The 22856-nt window shown below is 70.3% G+C and carries 18 protein-coding genes and 3 CRISPR repeat arrays (1 of these 21 cut by a window edge); of the genes, 14 read left to right on the top strand and 4 right to left on the bottom strand.

Annotated features, from left to right (window positions below; translation table 11 throughout):
- Window positions 1-1415: direct repeats of the CRISPR family, unit length 29 nt; unit sequence CTGCTCCCCGCCCGCGCGGGGCTGTTCCC; it reaches 19 nt to the left of the window's first position.
- Window positions 1416-2538: 1123 nt separating this feature from the next.
- The 7 genes from casA to cas2e are packed head-to-tail and all read left to right on the top strand — an operon-like array spanning window position 2539 to window position 11765.
- A complete protein-coding gene (gene casA / locus ACIP4Z_RS05780) occupies window positions 2539-7227 on the top strand; it encodes a type I-E CRISPR-associated protein Cse1/CasA (protein ID WP_401305991.1) in 4689 nt (1562 codons plus the stop codon).
- Entirely contained in the window at window positions 7227-7976 is a 750-nt protein-coding gene (gene casB, locus ACIP4Z_RS05775) for a type I-E CRISPR-associated protein Cse2/CasB (protein WP_401305355.1), read from the top strand. Before casA ends, casB begins: the two co-directional genes overlap by 1 nt.
- Entirely contained in the window at window positions 7858-9036 is a 1179-nt protein-coding gene (cas7e, locus tag ACIP4Z_RS05770; protein ID WP_401305989.1) for a type I-E CRISPR-associated protein Cas7/Cse4/CasC, read from the top strand. Before casB ends, cas7e begins: the two co-directional genes overlap by 119 nt.
- Window positions 9033-9728, top strand: coding sequence for a type I-E CRISPR-associated protein Cas5/CasD (gene cas5e / locus ACIP4Z_RS05765; RefSeq protein WP_401305353.1), 696 nt, complete (start codon window positions 9033-9035; stop codon window positions 9726-9728). The genes cas7e and cas5e overlap by 4 nt, the downstream gene beginning before the upstream one ends.
- The gene (gene cas6e, locus ACIP4Z_RS05760) at window positions 9728-10429 is read left to right on the top strand and encodes a type I-E CRISPR-associated protein Cas6/Cse3/CasE (protein ID WP_391158963.1); all 702 of its coding nucleotides are present in this window, start codon (window positions 9728-9730) and stop codon (window positions 10427-10429) included. Before cas5e ends, cas6e begins: the two co-directional genes overlap by 1 nt.
- Before the next feature lie 3 nt (window positions 10430-10432).
- Window positions 10433-11386, top strand: coding sequence for a type I-E CRISPR-associated endonuclease Cas1e (cas1e, locus tag ACIP4Z_RS05755; RefSeq protein ID WP_401305351.1), 954 nt, complete (start codon window positions 10433-10435; stop codon window positions 11384-11386).
- Between the two features lie 10 nt (window positions 11387-11396).
- Complete coding sequence (gene cas2e / locus ACIP4Z_RS05750; protein WP_391158967.1) at window positions 11397-11765, top strand: type I-E CRISPR-associated endoribonuclease Cas2e; 369 nt, start codon at window positions 11397-11399, stop codon at window positions 11763-11765.
- Window positions 11766-11921: 156 nt separating this feature from the next.
- Window positions 11922-12986: a CRISPR direct-repeat array (repeat unit 23 nt; unit sequence CCCGCGCCCGCGGGGCTGTTCCC).
- Window positions 12987-13296: 310 nt separating this feature from the next.
- On the opposite strand, the gene ACIP4Z_RS05745 is transcribed toward cas2e, so the two are convergent.
- Genes ACIP4Z_RS05745 through ACIP4Z_RS05735 form a run of 3 tightly spaced genes read right to left on the bottom strand, consistent with a single transcriptional unit; the run spans window position 13297 to window position 14409 of the window.
- Window positions 13297-13545, bottom strand: a complete 249-nt coding sequence (locus tag ACIP4Z_RS05745; RefSeq protein WP_401305348.1) for a hypothetical protein — start codon at window positions 13543-13545, stop codon at window positions 13297-13299.
- Window positions 13545-13955, bottom strand: a complete 411-nt coding sequence (locus tag ACIP4Z_RS05740; RefSeq protein WP_401305988.1) for an ATP-binding protein — start codon at window positions 13953-13955, stop codon at window positions 13545-13547. The genes ACIP4Z_RS05745 and ACIP4Z_RS05740 overlap by 1 nt, the downstream gene beginning before the upstream one ends.
- 46 nt (window positions 13956-14001) lie before the next feature.
- A complete protein-coding gene (locus ACIP4Z_RS05735; RefSeq protein ID WP_401305986.1) occupies window positions 14002-14409 on the bottom strand; it encodes an NUDIX hydrolase in 408 nt (135 codons plus the stop codon).
- Window positions 14410-14515: 106 nt separating this feature from the next.
- Between ACIP4Z_RS05735 and ACIP4Z_RS05730 the strand changes: the two genes are divergently transcribed.
- The 7 genes from ACIP4Z_RS05730 (at window position 14516) to ACIP4Z_RS05700 (ending at window position 22161) form a co-directional block, all read left to right on the top strand.
- On the top strand, window positions 14516-15304 hold the full coding sequence (locus ACIP4Z_RS05730; protein WP_401305346.1) for a GntR family transcriptional regulator: 789 nt from the start codon (window positions 14516-14518) through the stop codon (window positions 15302-15304).
- A 185-nt stretch (window positions 15305-15489) separates the two neighbouring features.
- Complete coding sequence (locus tag ACIP4Z_RS05725; RefSeq protein ID WP_401305344.1) at window positions 15490-15840, top strand: hypothetical protein; 351 nt, start codon at window positions 15490-15492, stop codon at window positions 15838-15840.
- A 351-nt stretch (window positions 15841-16191) separates the two neighbouring features.
- A CRISPR array of direct repeats spans window positions 16192-16647; the repeat unit is 29 nt; unit sequence CTGCTCCCCGCGCCCGCGGGGCTGTTCCC.
- A 1186-nt stretch (window positions 16648-17833) separates the two neighbouring features.
- Entirely contained in the window at window positions 17834-18139 is a 306-nt protein-coding gene (locus ACIP4Z_RS05720; protein ID WP_188281503.1) for a hypothetical protein, read from the top strand.
- A 148-nt stretch (window positions 18140-18287) separates the two neighbouring features.
- Entirely contained in the window at window positions 18288-19451 is a 1164-nt protein-coding gene (locus ACIP4Z_RS05715; protein ID WP_401305342.1) for a ribokinase, read from the top strand.
- Between the two features lie 90 nt (window positions 19452-19541).
- The gene (locus ACIP4Z_RS05710) at window positions 19542-20573 is read left to right on the top strand and encodes a bifunctional MaoC family dehydratase N-terminal/OB-fold nucleic acid binding domain-containing protein (protein WP_401305340.1); all 1032 of its coding nucleotides are present in this window, start codon (window positions 19542-19544) and stop codon (window positions 20571-20573) included.
- Window positions 20570-20971 (top strand): MaoC/PaaZ C-terminal domain-containing protein, encoded by a 402-nt coding sequence (locus ACIP4Z_RS05705; protein WP_391042189.1) that lies wholly within the window; start codon window positions 20570-20572, stop codon window positions 20969-20971. The genes ACIP4Z_RS05710 and ACIP4Z_RS05705 overlap by 4 nt, the downstream gene beginning before the upstream one ends.
- Window positions 20968-22161, top strand: a complete 1194-nt coding sequence (locus ACIP4Z_RS05700) for a lipid-transfer protein (protein ID WP_401305338.1) — start codon at window positions 20968-20970, stop codon at window positions 22159-22161. The genes ACIP4Z_RS05705 and ACIP4Z_RS05700 overlap by 4 nt, the downstream gene beginning before the upstream one ends.
- Before the next feature lie 175 nt (window positions 22162-22336).
- Here the strand turns inward: ACIP4Z_RS05700 and ACIP4Z_RS05695 are convergent, their stop codons facing one another.
- Window positions 22337-22636 (bottom strand): hypothetical protein, encoded by a 300-nt coding sequence (locus tag ACIP4Z_RS05695; protein ID WP_355336556.1) that lies wholly within the window; start codon window positions 22634-22636, stop codon window positions 22337-22339.
- Window positions 22637-22856: the final 220 nt, after the last annotated feature.

Here is a 22856-nt window from a genome sequence, read left to right as displayed (position 1 = left end):
GGCTGTTCCCAGCCTGTCCGTCACCGAGCGCGCCGTGATCGCCTGCTCCCCGCCCGCGCGGGGCTGTTCCCAGGAATGCAACCCGCGCTCCCGGCTGGAGCGTCTGCTCCCCGCCCGCGCGGGGCTGTTCCCGGCCTCCTCATCGACCGCCTCGGCACCCAGCCCTGCTCCCCGCCCGCGCGGGGCTGTTCCCCATCCTGGAAGGGCGAGGAACAGGGCAAACCGCTGCTCCCCGCCCGCGCGGGGCTGTTCCCGCGGGCGCGCCCTTGCAGATGGTCAGGCCGTCCTGCTCCCCGCCCGCGCGGGGCTGTTCCCGCGGTGTCGCCAGCGGACCGCGATCCGGTCGACTGCTCCCCGCCCGCGCGGGGCTGTTCCCGGGTGCAGGCCGGCCGCGAGGCAGACGGCGAGCTGCTCCCCGCCCGCGCGGGGCTGTTCCCTGCTCGCCCGACTCAGGGAAGTCAAGGGCGACCTGCTCCCCGCCCGCGCGGGGCTGTTCCCCGACGTAGCCTGGACGTGCGGTGGTGAGCGCGCTGCTCCCCGCCCGCGCGGGGCTGTTCCCAGCTCCCTGCGCAGCGCCGACGTCTCGATGCCCTGCTCCCCGCCCGCGCGGGGCTGTTCCCCGACGTAGCGCCGAGCTGCTGACTCACGTCGGCTGCTCCCCGCCCGCGCGGGGCTGTTCCCGTCGGGTCCGGCCTGTCCGCCCTGCCCTCGACCTGCTCCCCGCCCGCGCGGGGCTGTTCCCCGCCGGTCGCCGACATAGAGGGGCTACGGAACCTGCTCCCCGCCCGCGCGGGGCTGTTCCCAAGCCTCACGCCGAAGCCTCGAAACGTGACGGCTGCTCCCCGCCCGCGCGGGGCTGTTCCCGGGCATTCATGGAGGTGGCGGAAATTCCCAAGCTGCTCCCCGCCCGCGCGGGGCTGTTCCCGCCGCCCTCAGGGGAGGGCATCCGGGGGCTCCCTGCTCCCCGCCCGCGCGGGGCTGTTCCCGCTGTGGTGCGTTCGCGGCCCTTCACCGAGGCCTGCTCCCCGCCCGCGCGGGGCTGTTCCCACCCGCGTAACGGCGCACGACGGCACTCTCGTCTGCTCCCCGCCCGCGCGGGGCTGTTCCCTCGGCGTACGGCTCCCGGACCCAGCGGTGCGCGCTGCTCCCCGCCCGCGCGGGGCTGTTCCCCTGTCGCGTGGACAGCACATCATCTGCGATTGCTGCTCCCAGCCCCGCGCGGGGCTGTTCCCTACGCCCAGGTCGGATGGCGCTACGGCGGCAACTGCTCCCCGCCCGCGCGGGGCTGTTCCCTGGATCAGTGCCGTCTCCAGCACGCTCTTGAGCTGCTCCCCGCCCGCGCGGGGCTGTTCCCTCCTCGGGCGCCTGCCCCACCGCGCTCCCTCCCTGCTCCCCGCCCGCGCGGGGCTGTTCCCGCTTACGATGGACGTGTGCTCCCCGCGCGCGGGGCTGAACCCAGGTGCAGGCCGATCACGGCGAACCTCTTGTAGTGCTCCCCACACACGTGGGGTTATTCAGCCGGGTCGGTCTGCATCGAGAACTTCCGCTGTGCGGCGCAAACTTGGCTTGTCGGACTTGATGGCGGCAACTGGGCGGCGCCTCAGCCTGTCGACGCTCGACGCTCTACTCGGCGTCGGTCTTATGAGGGTTGCTCCGTAGGTCTGCATCTCGCGCACCGGCAGCGTGCGACAGGAGGTCGGGTCAAGACTCGCGTCCCTGTTGGTTAGACCCTCGGCGTTGGCCCCTACCTGGGTCCGTGCCGGGATCCGTGCCCTGGGAGGCGTGCAGGCGGCACGCGGTTTCAGTAGATCTATGCCGAGCAATCAGGGTTCGCTGAGGTCAATTAACCAGGTACAGGTAGAACAAGGCGGACCTCCCTGTGTAAAAGGCGTAAAAGGCAGTGAGTGCCACCTTCAAATGCGTGCGGTGTGCGCGTGCGGCTCGTCATTGCTGCTACGCGTCCAACGACCCGTCAGCACAACACCGTTGGCGAGGCGAGAGCGAGAGGCGTGCTCCAGAAGAGCATGCTCTTCGTCAAAAAAATGACCGGGCCCATGTGTGCGATCCGTTCCAGCGGAGGCACGAGCCCGGTCATGTCCTTCCCCCTGAAGTAGCACCTGCAGAAAGGAAGAACTGTATGTTAGCAAACCGTCGACAAAGCAGGCCGCCCCGCACTGTCCAGCCGGTGGATGTGCCAAGTGGTCTTGTCACACTGGTGGTTACGGGAGGCGGTGCCTCCCTGCCCGTCGGGGCGTGGCTTCGCGTCGCGGTGCTCGTGTTCGTGTTCGTGTTCGTGATCCAGGTCATCCTGGTAATGCCGCGAGCATACCGATCATCCTGGTCGCCGGTGCGGTTCTAAGGACACCTTGTGTGTGCGGTGAGTAGCTTCGACTCACCGCACACACGGCAAGTAACGGGTTCGATCAAACATCTACCATCGGACAGCCGTGGGTGAAGAATCGTTGGCACCGGTGATCACTATTGGTCAACTTGCGCAATGGTGTTGTCGGACGTGGATCGACGGTGTCGAATATGCCAATGGCTCAGCCTCGAATAGCACTCCTGAGGTCTGCCTTCTCCCTCTCTGTCGCGGCGCGGAGCGCGTGGGGGAAGCATGATCGGGACACCGAAGGGTGGCTGCCGTTGTGGCGGCACATGGCGGACAGCGGGGCTGTGGCCTGCCGGTTGTGGGATGCGTGGCTGCCGGGGAATGTGAAGGCGCTGGTGGGGGAGGCGCTGCCCGGAGGGGTGGAGGACGGGCGGCGGTTGGTGGGGTGGCTGGCCGGGGTGCATGACATCGGGAAGGCCACGCCGGCCTTCGCGTGCCAGGTCGATCCGCTCGCGCAGGTCATGCGGGACCACGGTCTCGACATGCCGTCGTTCGAACGGCTCAGGGAGGACCGCAAGTTGGGCCCCCACGGGCTGGCCGGTCAGCTCTTGTTGAGTGAGTGGCTCAATGAGAGGCACGGGTGGTCCAACCGGGTCAGCGGACAGTTCGCCGTGGTGATCGGCGGCCACCATGGTGTGCCGCCAGGGCACCAGCGCCTTCACGATCTCGCGCTGCATCCTGAGCTGATACGTACGCGGGGGAAGAACGAATCGCGCTGGAAGGCCGTGCAGTTCGAGCTGATGGCCGCCTGCGCGGAGGTGGCGGGCATCCGTGAGGACGACTTCAGCGCGTGGAAGTCGGTGAAGCTCTCCCAGCCGGTCCAGGTCACGCTGACCGCGATCGTGATTCTCGCGGACTGGCTCGCCAGTTCGGCAGACCTGTTTCCGTACATCACGGCGGAGGGGACGCGGCGGTCGCAGTCGGAACGGTTGGAGGCGGCCTGGCTGGGCCTCGACCTTCCCGGCCCCTGGGAGCCGGACGAACCGGCGGGTACAGCAGCCGACTTGTTCGCCGCGCGCTTCGACCTACCGCAGGGCGCGTCCGTCCGCCCCGTGCAGGAACAGGCGGTCGGCATCGCGCGGGAAATGGACCCGCACGGCCTGTTGATCATCGAAGCACCCATGGGTGAGGGCAAGACGGAGGCGGCTCTCGCGGCGGCAGAAATTTTGGCCGCGCGCACCGGGGCGGGCGGTTGCATGATCGCATTGCCCACGCGGGCGACCGGCGACGCGATGTTCGCCCGGCTGATCGACTGGATCGGCCGACTGCCGTCCGACGGGCCGCAGTCCGTCTTTCTCGCCCATGCCAAGTCCGCGCTCAACGACACCTGGGCGGGCCTCGCCAGCCGCAGTGCCCGCACGGTCGCGGCGGTCGATCTCGACGGCGGGGACGAGTTCGACGGCCCCAACGCCCGGCAACGACGTCGTCCTTCCGGACTCCAGGCCCACCAGTGGCTACGTGGACGGAAGAAGGGGCTGCTCGCGTCCTTCGCGGTGGGGACGATCGACCAGGTGTTGTTCGGCTCGTTGAAGAGTCGCCACTTGGCCCTGCGCCACCTCGCATTGGCGGGCAAGGTCGTCGTGATCGACGAAGTCCACGCCTATGACGCCTACATGAGCACGTACCTGGAACGTGTGCTGGAATGGCTGGCCGCATACCGGGTTCCGGTCGTGCTGCTGTCGGCGACCCTGCCCGCCGGCCGCCGCCGGGCGCTCGCCGAAGCGTACGCAGGTCACCCGGTGTCCGAGGCCGACCGGTCCGGCGACACGTCCGCCGCAGCGTCCGCCGGGACGTATCCACTGCTGACCGCCGTCTCGCCCGGCGGCCCCACCGTGGTCCGGCAGCCTCCCGCCGCGTCCGGCCGCCGCACCGACGTCCATGTTCAGCCGCTCGACGACGACGTGACCATCCTGGTCGACCGCTTGGAGGACGAACTCAGCCAAGGCGGTTGCGCACTGGTGGTACGTAACACCGTCAACCGCGCGCAGGAAGCGGCGGGGCGGCTGCGGGAGCGCTTCGGTGAGGAGCGGGTCACGGTCGCCCACTCGCGCTTCGTCGCTGCCGACCGGGCCCGCAAAGATGTTGAGCTGCTCGACCGCTTCGGCCCCAGGAGCAGACGCCCCGAAGGCGCGCACATCGTCGTGGCGACCCAGGTTGTCGAGCAGTCCCTCGACCTCGACTTCGATCTCTTGGTCACCGACCTTGCCCCGGTCGACCTGATATTGCAGCGGATGGGTCGGCTCCACCGGCACGACCGACCGCGCCCCCCTCGCCTCCGGGACGCGCGCTGCCTGATCACCGGCATAGCCGACTGGGCACAGGATCCGCCGGAGATCGCCCGCGGCTCGGTCAAGGTCTACGACGGAGAACACCTGCTGCTGCGCTCGCTTGCCGTCCTCCGGCCGCACGTGGAAGGGCGCCCCTTACGTCTGCCCGAGGACATCAGCCCACTCGTACAGGCGGCGTATGGCGATGATCCGCTCGGCCCGGACAGTTGGGCCGCAAAGATGGACCAGGCCAGAGTCGCCTACCGCGCGCTCCTGGCCGAGAAGTCCGACCGGGCCGAGGCATTCCGGCTCGGTCCCGTACGCCGCGCGGGTCGACCGATCATCGGCTGGACCGACGCCGGAGTCGGCGACGCCGACGACACCGCGGCAGGACGCGCCCAGGTACGCGACACCGACGACACGCTCGAAGTCCTCGTGATCCAGAGGCGAAGCGACGGAACGCTGACCACATTGCCGTGGCTGGACAAGGCAACGGGCGGACTCGACCTGCCCGAGCACGCCGTACCGCAGGGGAGAGCGGCCCGCGCCGCCGCCGCGAGTGCGCTGAACCTCCCCTGGCACTTCTCCAAATCCTGGGTGATCGACCGGACGATCCGCGAGTTGGAGAAATTCTGTCCTGCGGCCTGGCAGGTGAAGGAAAGCCCTTGGTTGGCAGGGGAGTTGTTCCTGGTCCTCGACGAGGACCGCCGAGCCCGGCTGGTCGGTGCCGAGGTCCGCTACAGCCCGTCCGACGGGCTTCTCGTGGTGCCGGAAGGTGCCCACGACGTAAGGGTGGTAGACGGAGTGCCCTCATTCGACCTGGTGTCCCGGCCCTGGATTCCCGTGCAGCGACTGGACGGGACGACGGACGAGATGTCCCTGCGCGACGTCTTCGCAGAGGCTGCCGGGCTGCGGCGGATCGTCGGCGACGTACCGACGCAGGAGTTCGCCCTGATTCGACTACTGCTCGCCGTCCTGCACGACGCCGTGGACGGCCCGCGAGAGATCGAGGACTGGGGTGAACTGTGGGAGTCCGACGAGCCCTTCACCGCGGTACCGGAGTATCTCGACCGGTATCGCGACCGATTCGATCTGCTCCATCCTCAGCAGCCGTTCCTCCAAGTCGCCGGTCTGCACACGGAGAAGAACGACATCGGTCCACTGAGCAGAATCGTCGCCGACGTTCCCAACGGCGATCCCTTCTTCAGCATGCGTCAACCCGGTCCCGATCGGCTCGGATTCGCCGAGGCGGCGCGCTGGCTCGTGCACACTCACGCTTTCGACACGTCTGGGATCAAGTCGGGAGCCGTTGACGATCCGAGGGCGAAAGGCGGCAAGGGCTACCCGTCAGGTGCGCTGGACGTCGGTTGGGCCGGGAACCTCGGCGGCGTCTTCGCCGAAGGCGACACCCTCAAGGAAACCCTGCTGCTCAATCTGATCTCTGCGGACAACGACTTCCTCCAGGTCCACACGGACGACAGGCCCGTATGGCGCCGACCTCCCCTCGGCCCGCAGCCGATCGCGGCGGACCCCGACGACCCCCGCCCGTCCGGCCCTCGTGACCTCTACACCTGGCAGAGCCGACGCATCCGTCTGCACCACGGCGACGGCGAGGTGACGGGTGTCGTCCTCTGCTACGGCGACCCCTTCGCCGTGCGCAACCGGCATCGGCGCGAACCCATGACCGCCTGGCGCGACAGTCCGACTCAGGCGAAGAAGTGGGGCGAGCCTCAAGTCTTCATGCCGAGCCAGCACGACCCGAGCCGCGCGGCGTGGCGCGGTCTCGCCGCTCTTCTCGGTGACAAGGGCCGGGGGAGGGAAGGCGCCGAGCAGCGGCAGAGAGCAGAGCGCACTCTGCCGCCCGGAGTCGTCCAGTGGCTTGCCCGGCTCACGTACGAGGAGTATCTGCCGCGACTCGGCCTGCTGCGCACCCGGATCGTCGGGGCCAAGTACGGCACACAGCAGTCGGTCATCGACGAGATCACGGACGACGAGATCCTGCTCCCGGTCGTCGCGCTTCACGCGGAGCGACCCCTCTACGGGAAAGTCGCAGTCGCTGCCGTCGCCGACGCCGATGACGCGGTGAGGGCGCTGGGCCACCTCGCGGGCAACCTCGCCCAGGCAGCCGGTTCCGACCTGGGACCGGCCACGGCCACAGCCCGTGACCTCGGCTTCGCCGCGCTGGACAGCCCGTACCGGGCGTGGCTCAGCGGCCTGCGGAACATCTCCGACCCTGAGGAGTACCGCGGTCAGTGGCAGCGGACGGTCGGTACGACGATCCGCGCCCTGGGGCGAGAACTCCTCAACGACGCGGGGCCGGCGGCGGCCGAGGGACGGTACGTGGACCTGCCGGACGGCAATGGCCGACGCTGGCTGAATGACGCACAGGCCGAACTGTGGTTCCTGGTGAACCTGAGGAAAGTCCTGCCGTTGGCGCCGAGTCCGTCTGTCGCGCCCACCGGCGCCGCGATCGGCTCGGGCGGTGCGGAGTCCGGTGAGGAAACAGTGCTCGTCGCTCACTACGCGGCCGGCACACAAGACGCAGCAGACGCAGCAACGGAGCCCGCGTGATGACCACAACCGTCCCCAACCCGTCCGGCGCCCGCGGATACGACCTCATTGGCACAGCGACCGACCGCTGCATCCGCAGGCTCCAAGGCGGCTACCGAAACGACCGGCCGGCCGCGGTCGCGACCGTGGCCAGGCTGCGGCGCGGCGTCGGCCGTCCCGCCTACGACGTACAGGACCTCTGGGGACTGACCGGCACGGAGGAACTCGCTCTCGTCATCGCCGAATCCGCGACCGGCACCGTACAACGGCCGGACGAGGAGCGAGCGGACGAGGCGCTGAACATGGCCGTCACCTTGTGGGCCCTGCACCAGCAGTCCCACCGCGACACCGACACACACGTCCCCGGTTACGGGCTCGGCCGGTCCGTGCGCCTGCTGATGGTGCCCGCGGCCGTCAGGACAGTGGGCGGTCCGGCCCCGGCATCACCGGTCCCTGTGCCGTCCGAACCGGAGATCGACGAGGTGATCCGCCGACGGTTCGTGCGGGTCGGCACCGCCACCACCCTCGATGTCCTCGCCCAGCGCCTGCGGGAGATCGTCCTGCTGCTTCGGAAGAACTCCATTCCGCTCGACTACGCGCTCCTGGCCGATCAGCTCTACCGCTGGTCTTCAGACCGTTCCGCCCAGCAACATCAACCGCGACGACACCGGATCGCCCAAGACCGCGGTCTACGGAGGTGTCCGTCGGGCCCGGGTCTCCAGCCAGGCCTGGAAGCGGGCCACGCGAAAGGCGTTCGACGACCTCGTTGACCCTGCAGAATTGGGCGTGCGAACCAAGAAGGTCGCTGAAGCGGTCGCGGAGCGGATCCTCGCGCACGAGCCGGCCCTTGACCGTACGGCCGCGCTCGCGCTGGCCGCCGAGACGCTGCGTACCGCCACCGGTTCGAAGATCGATCCGCCCAAGCGCAAGGCCAAGGAGGGCGAGCCCGAACCAGCGCCGGAAGCGTCGTACTTGATGTTCCTCAGCGCCCGCCAGCTCGACGCGCTCGCGGAACTCGCCCTCAAGGGCAGCGAAGGCAAGGGCGATGTCGCCGTCCTCAAGGGCTTCTTCAAGAACAAGGACAACAAGGCTCTCGCCAAGCACCTGGTGGACACCCGCCACTCGGTCGACATCGCACTCTTCGGCCGAATGGTCGCCGACGATGCCGGACTCAACGTCGAGGCGGCCACCCAGGTCGCCCACGCCCTGAGCGTGCATGCCGTCGACAACGAATCGGACTACTACACGGCCGTGGACGACCGGAACACCGGCGCGGAACCCGGCGCGGGCATGATCGGCGTCATCGACTTCAACTCCGCGACGCTCTACCGGTATGCGGCTCTGGATGTCGACCGCCTGCATGCCAACCTGGGCGCGGGACTGCGCGAGGAAGAGCACGCGGCGGCTCCGACCCGTCGCGCCGTCGAGGCGTTTCTGGAGGGCTTCATCACGTCTCTGCCCAGCGGCAAGGTCAACACCTTCGGCAATCACACGCTGCCGAGCGTCGTCCTCGTCAAACTCCGTTCGAAGCGGCCCGTCAGCTTTGTGGCGGCCTTCGAGCGAGCCGTCGCCCCGAAGCGCCGCGAGGACGGCTTCGTCGAGGAGGCGTGCCGCCGACTGGCCGCTCACGTACCGGAGTTGGAAGCGGCGTACGGTATCGCGGGCGACGAAGGAACCTGGCTTGTGCGGGTGGGCGAGGGAACCGGGCCGCTCGCCGCCCTTGGCGAGAGCATCAGCATTCCCGAACTGGTTTCGTCGATCGGCGAGTCGGTGGCTGAGCGGTTGATCCATGGCACGGCGGATTCCGCAGGGCGGGAGTCCGGCGCGTGAGCGTGCTCCTGCTGCGCCTGGCCGGTCCATTGCAGGCATGGGGCTCAGCCGCGCGATTCGCCCGCCGCACCACCGAGAACGCCCCCACCAAGAGCGGCGTACTCGGCTTGCTGGCCGCTGCCGAGGGCAGGGAACGCGATGCCGACCTCAGCGATCTGACGGAGCTGCGCTACGGCGTCCGCGTCGATCAACCCGGCACGCGTATCAGGGACTTCCAGACCGCCCACCACTTCGACACGGACAAGGCGATGCCGTTGTCGGAGCGCTTCTACCTGGCCGACGCCGTATTCGTGGCGGCGGTCGAGGGGGAACCCGCGCTGATCGGGCGCTTGAACGCGGCCGTACGGGCACCGGTGTGGCTGCCGTATCTGGGACGCCGCTCGTGCCCACCGTCCCAGCCGCTCGACCTGGGTGTGTGCGACGACGCGGACATTGTGACGGCGCTGGGAGAGGTGCCCTGGCAGGCATCGGGCTGGTACCGGCATCGTCACGGCACGCCGCGCGAGCTTGCGCTGCTGCTCGACTGCCCGCCCGGCACGTCCCCCGACCAGAGCTTCCGTGACGCGCCGGTCAGCTTCGACCCGCGGCACCGGCGTTACGGGCTGCGCGGTGTGGTGGCGGACTGTGTTCCGAACCCGTCTGTCGAGCGCGCCTCTGTTCACGATCCGACGTCGAGCCTGGGAGCCGTGTGATGTTTATGACCCGGTTTCGCCTCAACACCGCCCGCCGTGACGGCCGCGCATTGCTCGGTTCGCCGCACCGGATGCACGCCGCCGTCGCGATGGCGTTCCCCGAACTGCCCGTGCGAGACGGCTCAGGGCCGCGTGTGCTCTGGCGCGTCGACCGCAACTCGGCCGCCGAAGTGGTGCTGTTCGTCGTCAGCCCCACCCGTCCTGACCTGACACATCTGGTGGAACAGGCCGGCTGGCCCGCCGCCTCGGACACACCGGGCTGGCAGACGTACGACTACGGGGCCTTCCTCGCCCGGCTGTCCGTCGGGAGTACGTGGACCTTCCGGCTCACCGCCAACCCCGTGCACTCCATCCGTCGCACGGACGACGAGCAACGCAAGCGCACCGCGCACCTCACCGCCCGCCATCAGAAGGCGTGGCTGCTGGAGCGGCAGGCCCCAGCGGGCTTCGCCGTCGTCGAAAAGCCGCCCGAGACAAGGCTGTTGGAGTACGGCGACGAACTCCAGCTCGTCCTCCGGGACAAGCGGGACCTGCGGTTCGCAAAAGCAGCCGAGCGCCGCACCGTCTCCCTCACCTCGATCACGTACGACGGCCGGCTCACGGTGACCGACCCGGACGCGCTGCGCCGCACCCTCACCCAGGGTCTGGGCAAGGCGAAGGCGTACGGGTGCGGGTTGATGACCCTTGCTCCGGTGGGCTGACCGATGAGCACGCTCGGCAGGCGCGGCGCCGCCACGCCGCGCGAACTCACCCGTATCGGGGACCGGTTGTCCTTCATCTACCTGGAACGGTGCGTCGTCCACCGTGACGACAACGCCATCACGGCCGAGAGCGCCGACGGCGTGACACACATACCGTCCGCCACGATCGGCACGCTGCTGCTCGGTCCCGGCACGCGTATCACCCACCAGGCGATGAGCGTCCTCGGCGACTGCGGGGCGGGCGTCGTCTGGGTCGGGGAGCACGGCGTCCGCTTTTACGCGGGCGGGCGCGCTCTGACCCGCTCCTCCGGACTGGTCGAGGCCCAGGCTCTCGCGTGGGCGAATCCGCGGCGACGGCTGGACGTCGCCCGTGCGATGTACCGTCTGCGGTTCCCCGACGAAGACCCGGCGGGCAAGACGCGCCAGGAACTCCTCGGCATGGAGGGGCGCCGCCTGCGCCAGTGCTACCGCGCCGAATCCGAACGCACCGGCGTTCCGTGGCGCCGCCGTGAGTACAACCGGGACGACTTCGCGGCTGGTGACCCGCCCAACCAGGGTGTCACCGCTGCGGCTCAGTGCATGTACGGCATCGCGCACGCCGTCGTCGCCGCCCTCGGCTGCTCGCCGGGCCTCGGGTTCGTGCACTCGGGTCACGAACGCTCCTTCGTCCTCGATATCGCCGACCTCTACAAGACCTCGGTGGGCATTCCCGCGGCCTTCGACGCGGCGGCGGAAGGACCGGAAGACGTGGCGTCCCGAACGCGGCGGGCCGTCCGGGACCGGGTCAACAGAACGCGGCTGCTGGAGCGTTGCGTACAGGACATCAAAGACCTGCTGGGCTACGACGCCGTGCGGGAGGATTCGGACACCGCGGCAGGCGACCGCGTAAGTCTCCAGTCCGACCACGGCGTCGAAGTCGAGAGCGGCCGCAACTACGACTCCGAGATCGTTTGGTGAGGGCATCCCCGTGACCGTCATCATCCTCACCAACTGCCCGGCCGGTCTCCGTGGCTTCCTGACCCGCTGGCTCCTGGAGATCTCCCCGGGCGTCTTCCTCGGCACCCCGTCCGCCCGTCTTCGCGACGTCCTCTGGGCCGAGGTCCGCCAATACGCCAACCAGGGCCGTGCCCTCCTCGCCTACCAAACCGACACCGAGCAGGGCTACACCTTCAAGACCCACGACCACGCCTGGCACCCGGTCGACCACGAGGGCCTCACTCTCATCCACCGCCCCCACCCCGGCCGCCGCTCCGACTCCTCCCGCTCCTCCGCCTCCCCACCCACCACCGGTTGGAGCAAGGCAGCGAAGCGCCGCCGCTTCGGCGGCGGAAGCTGAGGGGTGCGCGATGCGGTGGCGCGGAACCCGCGCCGCGCCGTGCGCGGCGCGCCGTGCGCGGCGCGCGAGCGACGGGGACATCGAGGCGATATGTCCGAATCTCTCAACTTAAGTAAAATCCGGTGCTGGCCGTTCCAAAACACCAGGCCAAACACTGTGCTCCCCGCGCCCGCGGGGCTGTTCCCTGCTTCATCGCGGCTTCGCGGTCCCGGCCGCAGTGCTCCCCGCGCCCGCGGGGCTGTTCCCGACGATGCGTGCGCACATAGATCCCCCATGGAGTGCTCCCCGCGCCCGCGGGGCTGTTCCCGGCGGGTGCACGGCGAAGGTGTGCATCTGCGCGTGCTCCCCGCGCCCGCGGGGCTGTTCCCACGACCATCGTGCGGAGCAGGCCGTGCAGGTAGTGCTCCCCGCGCCCGCGGGGCTGTTCCCGTCACAGTAGTGCGGGACATGCTTCTGTCGCCGTGCTCCCCGCGCCCGCGGGGCTGTTCCCAACGCAGAGCGCGACAAGTCCGCCGTCGACATGTGCTCCCCGCGCCCGCGGGGCTGTTCCCCATCGTTTTACCAGGTCAGACGAAGCTAAGCTGTGCTCCCCGCGCCCGCGGGGCTGTTCCCGCCCTGGAATACATGGCCCTGCAATCGTGGCTGTGCTCCCCGCGCCCGCGGGGCTGTTCCCCAGCCGTTCCAGCGCCACCCGTCGGGATCTTGGTGCTCCCCGCGCCCGCGGGGCTGTTCCCTCCACGGCAACGACCTTCAACTCCAGCGCCAGGTGCTCCCCGCGCCCGCGGGGCTGTTCCCGAGGCCAAGGCCAGGGCGACGTGACGGGCGTTGTGCTCCCCGCGCCCGCGGGGCTGTTCCCTTGCGCCGCGGCATGTACGTATCCCGCGGCGAGTGCTCCCCGCGCCCGCGGGGCTGTTCCCGAAGAGCGCTATACCGCCGAGGTCGTCCGGTGGTGCTCCCCGCGCCCGCGGGGCTGTTCCCTCCTCGAGGAGCTGGCGGTGTCGCTGGCGGAGGTGCTCCCCGCGCCCGCGGGGCTGTTCCCGACGTGACGCGGGTGAAAACGGCGCTCAACTCCTGCTCCCCGCGCCCGCGGGGCTGTTCCCCCCACGGTCATCGAACTGGTCTGGCTTCCCGACTGCTCCCGCGCCCGCGGGGCTGTTCCCTCCCGGCGCGTCTCGCGGGTGGGCTGGAGACCGTGCTCCCCGCGCCCGCGGGGCTGTTCCCGGTCTGTTCGTGCCGGGGTATCAGCCGCACGTGTGCTCCCCGCGCCGGTCTCTGTGCCGGGGGCGTCGGTGACGGAGACCGTCATGAGCTGGCCCGAGAACGCCTGGTGATGGGTGATGTCGGCCAGTTCGATGGTGAACCGCTGGGGCGGTACGTCGCTCGCGCTCGGGTCGTCTCTCGCCGACGCGGGCAGGTAGCCGGTCGCGGTGTAGCCGATGGTCGTGGTGATGGTCCACGTCGGCTGTCCGTCGCCCCGGCTCGTTGCGCCGGACCCCGCGCTCGTGCGTTTCGTCGTTGCTCCGTTCATGGGTCACCGTCCTTCCGCGGCCGGTCGGCCGGATGCGGGTAAGGCCGGCGCTTCGGGCGAGTGCTGCTCGATCGCCGCGGCGACCTTCTGCCAGGCCGTGAAGACGTTCATCACTTCGTGCTCGGGGGCGTGGGTGAGGTCCAGGAGGAAGCGGCGGATCAGGACTTCGTTGCTCAAGGTGTTCTGGATGCGGGCGATCGTCCACAGGCTGTGGGCAGCGGGTGCCGCCGTCGACGGTCGGCCGGGGGTCATTAGGCGTCCTTGGGCTGCGTGAGGTGGGCGGTCACGGTGTGGCCGTGCTGGTCGCCGCGGGTCTCGACGTGGTGGGCGAGGGCGGTGACCATGGCCAGTCCGCGGCCGTGGGTGTCCTCGGCGTCGGGGTGTTCGACGGTCGGTGCGCTTTTCGTGCCCCCGGAGTCGGTCACCGAGATGGAGACGACGGCGGGGGAGACGGCGAGGCTGACGTGGAACGCCCCCGTGCTCCCGCTGGCGGTGTGGAGCACGGCGTTCGCACTCAGCTCGGTGACGATGAGCGCCGCGTCGTCCGCGTAAGGGGAATCGCGCAGGACATCGCGGGTCCCGCGGCGTACGCGGCCAACTTCTTCGAGTGAACCTGGGCACGTCAGTCCCCAGACTCGCGGCCTACTCATATACTCGTGTATACAAGTTACTTTCTGCTGGTGGGCGGCCAGGTGCGAACGGTTTGAGCTAGACGAGTTTGACGCCGTCGTGCGCGCGCACGGCCGGCGGAGACATCGCGTCCAGGGCGTCGAGCACGCGGATCGCGTACGCCTCGTCCGCGAGTTCGGAGACTTCTTCCCGGGTGACCCAGCGCAGGGCGCTGGTCTCGGTGCCGGTGGAGGGCTCGCCGTCGATCGCCTCGCAGCGGAAGACGAGCGAGACGATGAGTCCGGTCATGTTCTTGTAGACACCCGTCAGGGTGGCGGGCACAGCGATCTTGACGCCGGTCTCCTCCAGGACTTCGCGCTGGAGCGCGTCGGGGATGGTCTCCCCCGCCTCAAGGACTCCGCCGGGCGGTTCCCAGTGACCGTTGTCGCGCCGCCTGATCAGCAAGGCGCGACCGGCGTCATCGACGATGACCCCGGCGACGCTCACGGAGTGCGGGCGCTCGATTGCCACGTGCCTCATCCTCTCGGGTGGCTAGGCTGCCCACCGTAGCAACAAAGGTCGGCCACTCGTCTAGATATCCAAAGGAGTACGCATGCCCGTTCTTCCCTCCGGCGTCCTGGGGGCGCTGGACCCGACGAGCGACCGCGCGGTGTTCCGCCAGATCGCCGACCAGTTGCGCGAAGCGATCGACAGGGGCAAGTTCGGCGAGGGCGACAAGCTGCCCTCCGAGACGGAGTTGGTCGAGCACTACGGCGTCTCGCGGATGACCGTACGGAACTCGCTGTCCGTCCTCCAGGGCGAGGGCCTGGTGGTCTCCGAGCACGGCAAGGGCGTCTTCGTACGGCCCCGCCCGCCCGTGCGGCGCCTCGCCTCTGACCGCTTCGCCCGCCGGCACCGCGAGCAGGGCAAGTCGGCGTTCATCGTGGAGGCTGACGGTGCGGGCAGTCACCCCACCGTGGATAGCCTGGAGATCAAGGAGGAACGGCCGAGTCAGGACATCGCCACCCGGCTCGGTGGCCCCCGTCGCGTACTGGCCCGGCGCCGCCGCTATCTCCTCGACGGCCGCCCGGTCGAGTTCGCGACGTCGTACCTCCCGTTGGGCCTGGCCCGTGGGACTCCCATCGCCGGGCCGGACCCCGGTCCTGGTGGCATCTACGCCCGCCTCGAAGAACTGGGCCACCGCCTCGACCACTTCGAGGAGGAGATCCGCGCCCGCATGCCCGCGCCGACTGAGGTGAAGACGCTCCAGCTCGCGTCCGGCGTGCCGGTGATCCATCTGGTCCGCACGGCGTTCGACACCGAAGGGCGTGCCGTGGAGGTCTGCGACACGGTGATGGCGGCGGACGCGTACGTGCTGGCGTACCAGCTTCCGGCCACGTGACCTGGGCGGACGGTGTCGCGACACGGGCAGGGACGGCCCAACTCCCTTGACTCGTACGCCTTCTCGGCAAACTCATATAGACGAGTAGCCAGATTGTGCGGCACAGTGGTTCTCGTGCCCGGTTCTTCGGGTGCACTAGACGACACTTGTCTAGACGACTAGCTGTCATGAGTGAAGGGAAAGCGTTGCGTTCCATCCGTGTGGAGACATCGGCGGCAACGATCCTGCTGACCGAAGCTCCGGAGGCGAGGATCAAGGACCGGCAGACCGGGGAGATCGCCACCGACGCGAACAGCGGTGAGCCGCTGATGACGGTCGGCGTGGTCCACATCGGGGACGGGGAGTCCTCGCTGCTCAAGGTGACCATCCCGCAGAGCGGTGTGGGCGAGGGGCTGGCCCTCGGCGCGCCGGTCGCGCTGCCGGGACTGGTGGCCCGGCCGTGGGAGAGCACGTTCAACGGGCAGCAGCGGCACGGGATCGCCTTCCGCGCCGCCGCCGTCGCCCCGGCGGCCTTCCCGGCCCAGGTGGGGGTCTGAGTCCGATGTCGGGCCTGATGACGCTGGTGGAGGTGGGTGGTGCCGTCACGGCTGTTGGCGGGGGCACCGCCTACCTGCGGGTTGAGCAACCGGCCGCGTACTGGTCCACCTCCTGCTTCCGCCAGCCCGCCGTGACAAGAACGCCAGCACCTGAGCGTGGTGCGCGGCCTTCCGTCCTTGCATCCCCTTGGCCGTTCGTGGCCCCAGGGCGGCGATGGATGCTCAGGATGTTGTGGAGCCGTACCTCTAGCCTGCACGTTGGCAGACTATTGCGATAAGGAAGGTATGTCCGAATCTCATCAAGTGAGTAAAATCGGCCGCCGGACCCAGTAAAGCCTCAGGTCATTTACTCTGCTCCCCGCGCCCGCGGGGCTGTTCCCTGTCCGGCGTCCGGTGCCGTCTCGGCGGCCTCCTGCTCCCCGCGCCCGCGGGGCTGTTCCCCGGCGCGGGCGGTACACGCCCGGCGGGCCCTCCTGCTCCCCGCGCCCGCGGGGCTGTTCCCTGCGAGTTGTCGGTCACGGTGTCGATCGCGTCCTGCTCCCCGCGCCCGCGGGGCTGTTCCCGTTCGTCAGCGCGGACCGGGTCGCGAGCGCGCCTGCTCCCCGCGCCCGCGGGGCTGTTCCCGCGGTCCGTGCCCGTCCTCAATGTGGACCCGTCTGCTCCCCGCGCCCGCGGGGCTGTTCCCTGTCAGACCGCAGCGTCGATCCGGAGACCGGCCTGCTCCCCGCGCCCGCGGGGCTGTTCCCACGGCCGCGTCGGGGCCGCTGCCGTTGCGGTACTGCTCCCCGCGCCCGCAGGGCTGTTCCGGGCACGGCTGCTCCCCGCGCCCGCGGGGCTGTTCCCTTCTGGTAATCGAGATAGTCGTGGATCCGGTACTGCTCCCCGCGCCCGCGGGGCTGTTCCCCGAGGTCATCACGAGGACTCCAACCGGACGTTCTGCTCCCCGCGCCCGCGGGGGCTGTTCCCGCCGCCGTGATGCCCTGCAACTGCCGCTGAAGCTGCTCCCCGCGCCCGCGGGGCTGTTCCCCGGGAGCTGGCCCGCGCGCAGGCCGCCGTGGACTGCTCCCCGCGCCCGCGGGGCTGTTCCCCATCCGGGCACCCGCGCGCAGCCGTTCATGCGCTGCTCCCCGCGCCCGCGGGGCTGTTCCCGGCGCCGAGCCTGGCGGGATCCTCGAAGTTGACTGCTCCCCGCGCCCGCGGGGCTGTTCCCGCACGTCATCCCGGTCAGCACCTCTGATGAGGCTGCTCCCCGCACCCGCGGGGCTGTTCCCACTTCGAGGTGCGCGACGCCCAGCCGGTCCAGCTGCTCCCCGCGCCCGCGGGGCTGTTCCCATCGACCGGTACCAGTTGATGCCGATCAGCACCTGCTCCCCGCGCCTGCGGGGTTGTTGCTCGGAGCGGGAGGGCGTTGGTTCATGCGTGTGGGCGACCTGTGGTCGGGGCGTCGTCTTCTTGAGAGGAAGGGCCAGGCACTTCGTGGGAAGGAAGCGGGGCGAGTCTGTATGGCCGAGCGGTTTTGAAGGCCGTCGTGGCAGCGATGTCACCGTGGGTTCAAATCCCACAGGCTCCGCGGTAGGTAGTGAGCATGCAGGTGGGGTCGGGTCTCGATGCGATCGGGAGCCGGCCCCACCTTTTGTGTGTCCCGTCGCGCTCCCTGTGTCGTCGGTTTCCGGTGGTGACCGGAAAATGGCTGAAAAGGGGCAGGAACGTTTTGGCGCTTGGGGGGACTGGGGGGTGGAGGGGATGGGGGGTGCGGGTGGGGGAAAGGTGGGGGATGGGGGGTTTGTCGACAGATCGTCACGCTTGCGGGGGAAAAGAGGGGGAGGGGCGGGTTCGGGAGGGGTGGGGTGGGCAACTCTGGTCTCGGCGACGCCGCTCGAAGAAGCAAGACGGCACCGCGGTCGGCCAACCGCGGTGCTCCGGATCGGACCGGGCTTCCACAAGTCCGGACAGTTCAACTAGTCCCGCAACATGTCCCCTTGGAGGGAACACCATGGCAAGCATCCGTACCGTCCGTGCCCTGGCCGCCGTTGCCGCACTGCCGCTGGCGGCCGTGCTGTTCGCCGGCACGGCCTCGGCAGACGACGGCGCGTTCGCGGGTGGCCACTCGAACGCGACGGTGGTGAGCAACTCCGGCGGCAACGTGGGGGGTGGCAACTTCGGCAATGTGACGACGACGCAGCAGGCGGCCACCGGGGCCGGGGCGTCGAACCAGAACAACACGGCGAGCGTGGCCGGTTCCGGCTTCACCGCCATCCACCAGGACAACGTCAGCATCCACTTCTCGCAGCTCTGGTGACCCGCGCCGCGGGTTCGGCGGCGGCGTGAGGGGGCGCCCCGCCACTCCTGACCGGTGACGCGTACGCGCGGCGGCACGCCATGTGCCGCCGCGCGCACGCGTTCCACGGCAGGATGATCGAAGCGGGGAACGGCAAGGACGGTGAACGGTGGGCAGGAGTACGGCGGACGGCGTGACGCTGCTGGTGGTGGGGTCGGCCAACGCGGACCTGGTGGTCAGGGTGGACCGCCATCCCGCGCCCGGCGAGACGGTGCTCGGTACGTCGGGCGTGGCCGTGCACGCGGGCGGCAAGGGGGCCAACCAGGCCGTCGCCGCGGGCCGGTTGGGCGCGCGGGTGGGTTTCTGCGGGCGGGTCGGGGCGGACGCGTACGGGGAACGGCTCACCGCCGAACTGCGGTCCGCCGCCGTGGACACGACCGCGCTCGGCACCGAGAAGACGGTGCCCACCGGCATCGCGCTCATCACGGTCGCGGCCGACGGCGAGAACGCGATCGTGGTGGTACCGGGCGCCAACACCGCGCTCACGGCGGCCGAAGTGATCGCCGCGGTCGGGCCGGCCGTTCGCGTGGTGTCCGCGCAGTGCGAGGTCCCGATGGACGCGGTACGGGCCGCCGCCCGCGCGGCCGAGCGGCACGGCGCCCGCCTGGTGCTCAACCCCTCGCCGCCCGAAGCCGTCAGGGACGATGCCGAGTCGGATCAACTCCTTTCCTGTGCGGACCCGTTGGTGGTCAACGAGCACGAGATGCGCGTCCTGCTCGGCGCGGCTTCCGCCGCGGAGGCCGACCCGCGTGACCTGCTCCGGCTCGGTGTCCGGTCCGCCGTCGTGACCTTGGGCGGCGCGGGCGTGACCGTCGTCGAGCGCCAGGACGTAAGCGCGGGCGGGCGCGAGGACGTAAGCGGGGGCGTACGCGAAGACGTGAGCGGGGACGTGCGTGCGGGCATACGCGAAAACGTACGCGCGGACGCGGAGCCGCCTCGGGGGCGTACGACGCGGCTGCCCGCCGTCCCGGTCGAGGTGGTCGACACGACCGGTGCGGGTGACGCCTTCACCGGTGCGCTGGCCTGGCGGCTGGCGGAGGGGGACGGGCTGGTCGAGGCGGCGGGCTGGGCGGTACGCGTCGGGGCGGCGGCGGTCGGCGAATCCGGTGCCCAACTTTCGTCCACAGCCTGTGGAAAACTTCTGGCCGAGAGCGAGGGGGGTCGCGGGCCGGGCGGAAAACCCGCACAAGAGTCCGCCCCCGCCGCTGTCCCCGGACCCGGACCCGCCCCCGATCCCGCCCCCGATCCCGGCACGGAAGAGCCCCCGGCCTGAACCCGCCACCCCCGCACGCCCATTGACAACAGCCGCCCTGCCGTCCGAATCTGACGGACAGTCAGATTGTTGAGGGAGGGCGGCTCCGCCATGGACGGATCGGACGGAACGGCAGAAAACGACCCGCTCCACGCCGAGTTGCGCCGCTACGAAGGCACCCCGGCCGCCACGGGCGGCATCGGCAAGGACCCCGTCAACGCCCCGATGATCCGCCACTGGTGCGAAGCCCTCGGCCACCCCGTACCCCCCGACGGCACCGCGCCCGCCACCATGCTCCAGGTGTGGACGATGGGCGGGCTGTCCGGCCACGAAGGACGCACCCCCGGCTACGACGACCTCCTCGGACGGCTGGACGAGGCCGGTTACGCGGCCGTCGTGGCGACCGACTGCGAGCAGGAGTACGTGGCGCCGCTGCGGCCGGGTCAGCGGGTCACCTTCGACGCGGTCGTCGAATCCGTCTCGCCGCGCAAGTCCACCAAGCTCGGGGCCGGTTACTTCGTCACCACCCGCACCGAGGTCCGCGCCGACGGCGTACTCGCGGGCATCCACCGCTTCCGCATCCTCAAGTACGCACCCGCGCAGGCAACTTCGGCGCGGGACCCGGCCCCCGCCCCCGCACGTACGAAGTCCGCGACCCGCCCCCGCCCGGTCGTCAACCGCGACAACGCCGCTTACTGGCAGGCCATCCGCGAGGACCGCCGACTCCTCATCCAGCGCTGCACCGCCTGCGGCACCCTGCGCCTGCCGTGGCTCCCCGGCTGCAACGCCTGCGGCTCCCCCGACTGGGACACCGTCCCCGCCTCCGGCACCGGCACCGTCTTCTCGTACGTGGTGATGCACCACCCGCCGTTCCCGGCCTTCGATCCGCCGTACGCGGTCGCGCTCGTCGAACTGGCCGAGGGCGTAAGGCTGTTGGGGAACGTCATCGGCGTCCCGTACGACAAGGTCCGGATCGGCGCGCCCGTCCTGCTCGACTTCCTGGACGCGGACGACGACCTCACCGTGCCGGCCTTCCGCGCCGTCGACACGGAACCCGCCGATAGGGGACCCGCCGATACGGGACCCGCCGACACGGAACCCGACAGTACGGTCACCACCCCTGAAGCGGAGGCCCCCGCATGACCGCCGTCGGCGACACCCTCCCGCCCCGCCGTATCGACGTCACCCACACCCTCGTCGTCGCCGGGGCGCTGGCCACGCGCGACTTCCAGGACGTGCACCACGACCCCGAACTCGCCCGCGCCAAAGGCTCTCCCGACATCTTCATGAACATCCTCACCACCAACGGCCTGGTCGGCGGTTACGTGGCCGCGCACTTCGGCCCGGACGCGGTGACGACGGCGGTACGCATCCGGCTCGGCGCGCCCAACTACCCCGGAGACACGATGGAGTTGACGGGTACGGTCACGGCGGTCGCGGACCGGACGGCGACCGTCGAGGTGGTGGGCGTGAACGCGCTCGGCCGGCACGTCACCGGCACGGTCACCGTGCAGATCCCGCAACTCCCGGAGGCGTCATGAGTGTTCGGCGGCGGGACGCGCTCGGCGGGCGGGCGGCCGTCGTCGGGATCGGGGCGACGGAGTTCTCGAAGGACTCCGGGCGCAGTGAGTTGAAGCTGGCCGTCGAGGCGGTGCGGGCGGCGCTGGACGACGCGGGGCTGACGCCCGGGGACGTCGACGGCATGGTGACGTTCACGATGGACACCAGCCCCGAGATCACGGTGGCGCAGGCGGCCGGAATCGGCGAGCTGTCCTTCTTCTCGCGCGTGCACTACGGCGGCGGCGCGGCGTGCGCGACGGTGCAGCAGGCCGCGATGGCGGTGGCGACCGGGATCGCGGAGGTGGTGGTCTGCTACCGGGCCTTCAACGAACGCTCCGGCCGCCGCTTCGGTTCGGGCGTCCTCGGGCGCGAGCCGTCGGCGGAAGGGGCGGCGCTCGGCGTCAACCTGCCCCCCGGTCTGCTCACCCCCGCCTCGTGGGTGGCAATGTCGGCAAACCGATATTTGTCCGTCTACGGACTGGAACCGTCGGTTTTCGGCCATGTCGCGGTCGCCGACCGCAGGCACGCGGCGAACAACCCGGCCGCGTACTTCCACGGCCGCCCGATCACCCTCGCCGACCACGCGGCCTCGCGCTGGATCGTCGAGCCGCTGCGGCTGCTCGACTGCTGCCAGGAGACCGACGGCGGCCAGGCGATCGTCGTCACCTCCGCGGAACGCGCCCGCGACCTGCGGCGCGCACCCGCCGTCGTCACGGCCGCCGCGCAGGGCGCGGGCCGCGCGCAGGAGCAGATGACCAGCTATTACCGGGACGCCGACGACCTCGCCCGGCTGCCCGAAATGGGCGTGGTGGCACGGCAGTTGTGGCGCACGAGCGGCCTCGGTCCGGCCGCCGTCGACGTGGCGGTGCTCTACGACCACTTCACGCCGTTCGTGCTCATGCAGTTGGAGGAGTTCGGCTTCTGCGGGCCCGGCGAGGCGGCGGACTTCGCCGCGGACGGCGGCCTGGAGATCGACGGCCGCCTCCCGGTCAACACCCACGGCGGCCAGCTCGGCGAAGCGTATCTGCACGGCATGAACGGCATCGCGGAAGCCGTCCGCCAGGTGCGCGGCAGCAGCGTCAACCAGGTCGCCTCCGTCGGCCACGCCCTCGTCACGGCCGGCACCGGCGTCCCCACCTCGGGCCTGATCCTGTCGGCGGACGGGGCCTGAGGGGGGCGCGGGGCACAGGGCGCGCGGCCTGAGGCAGGCACAGGGCGCGGGGCACGGGGTTCCGAAGGTCCGACGGTCCGAAGGTGCGGGGGTCCGGTGGGGTCGGGGTCCCGGACCCCCGGAGGGAAGGGCGGCGGCCGACCGGCCCAGGCCGTCGGCAGCCGCCGGAATCGTGTCAGGCCGTCGGAATCGCGCGCGTCGGGCAGTAGTCGGGATTCGGCGCGTTGAACCAGGCGTCGCCGCTGAACGCGTTGTACCGACAGGACAGCTCGGCGTGCGGGCTGTAGCTGCACACCAGCCAGCCCTGCCCGTACGTCCACACGTACAGACCGTGCGCGCCGTCGTTGAGGAAGTAGGGGCACATGTACGGGGTGGGCGGGGTCGACGCCTGAGCGGACGGGGCGGTGCCTGCGACAAGCCCTGCGGCGGCCAGCGCCACGGCGGCGCCCGCGGCGGCGATACGAGCACGGAGCACGAGAAGGTCCTCCCTACTGGGCCACGCGGTCGACGCCGAAGCGGCCCCGCTCGCGTGGGTGCAAATAGCGACGGGGTGACCGTAGCAATCCGACGCCATCATGCAAATAACCCACGTACTACGGTAATTTGCGTATCAGGCCCGCGTGTCGTCGGCGTATCCGAGTGCCGGGAAGCGCGCACGCGCAGCCGAGCGCGGTAGCGGGTCAGCAGGTCCGGGA

Source organism: Streptomyces sp. NPDC088910 (assembly GCF_044749865.1).
Taxonomy (GTDB): Bacteria; Actinomycetota; Actinomycetes; order Streptomycetales; family Streptomycetaceae; genus Actinacidiphila.
Note: the sequence above shows the minus strand (reverse complement) of the source record. Positions and strands in the feature narration are given on the sequence as shown.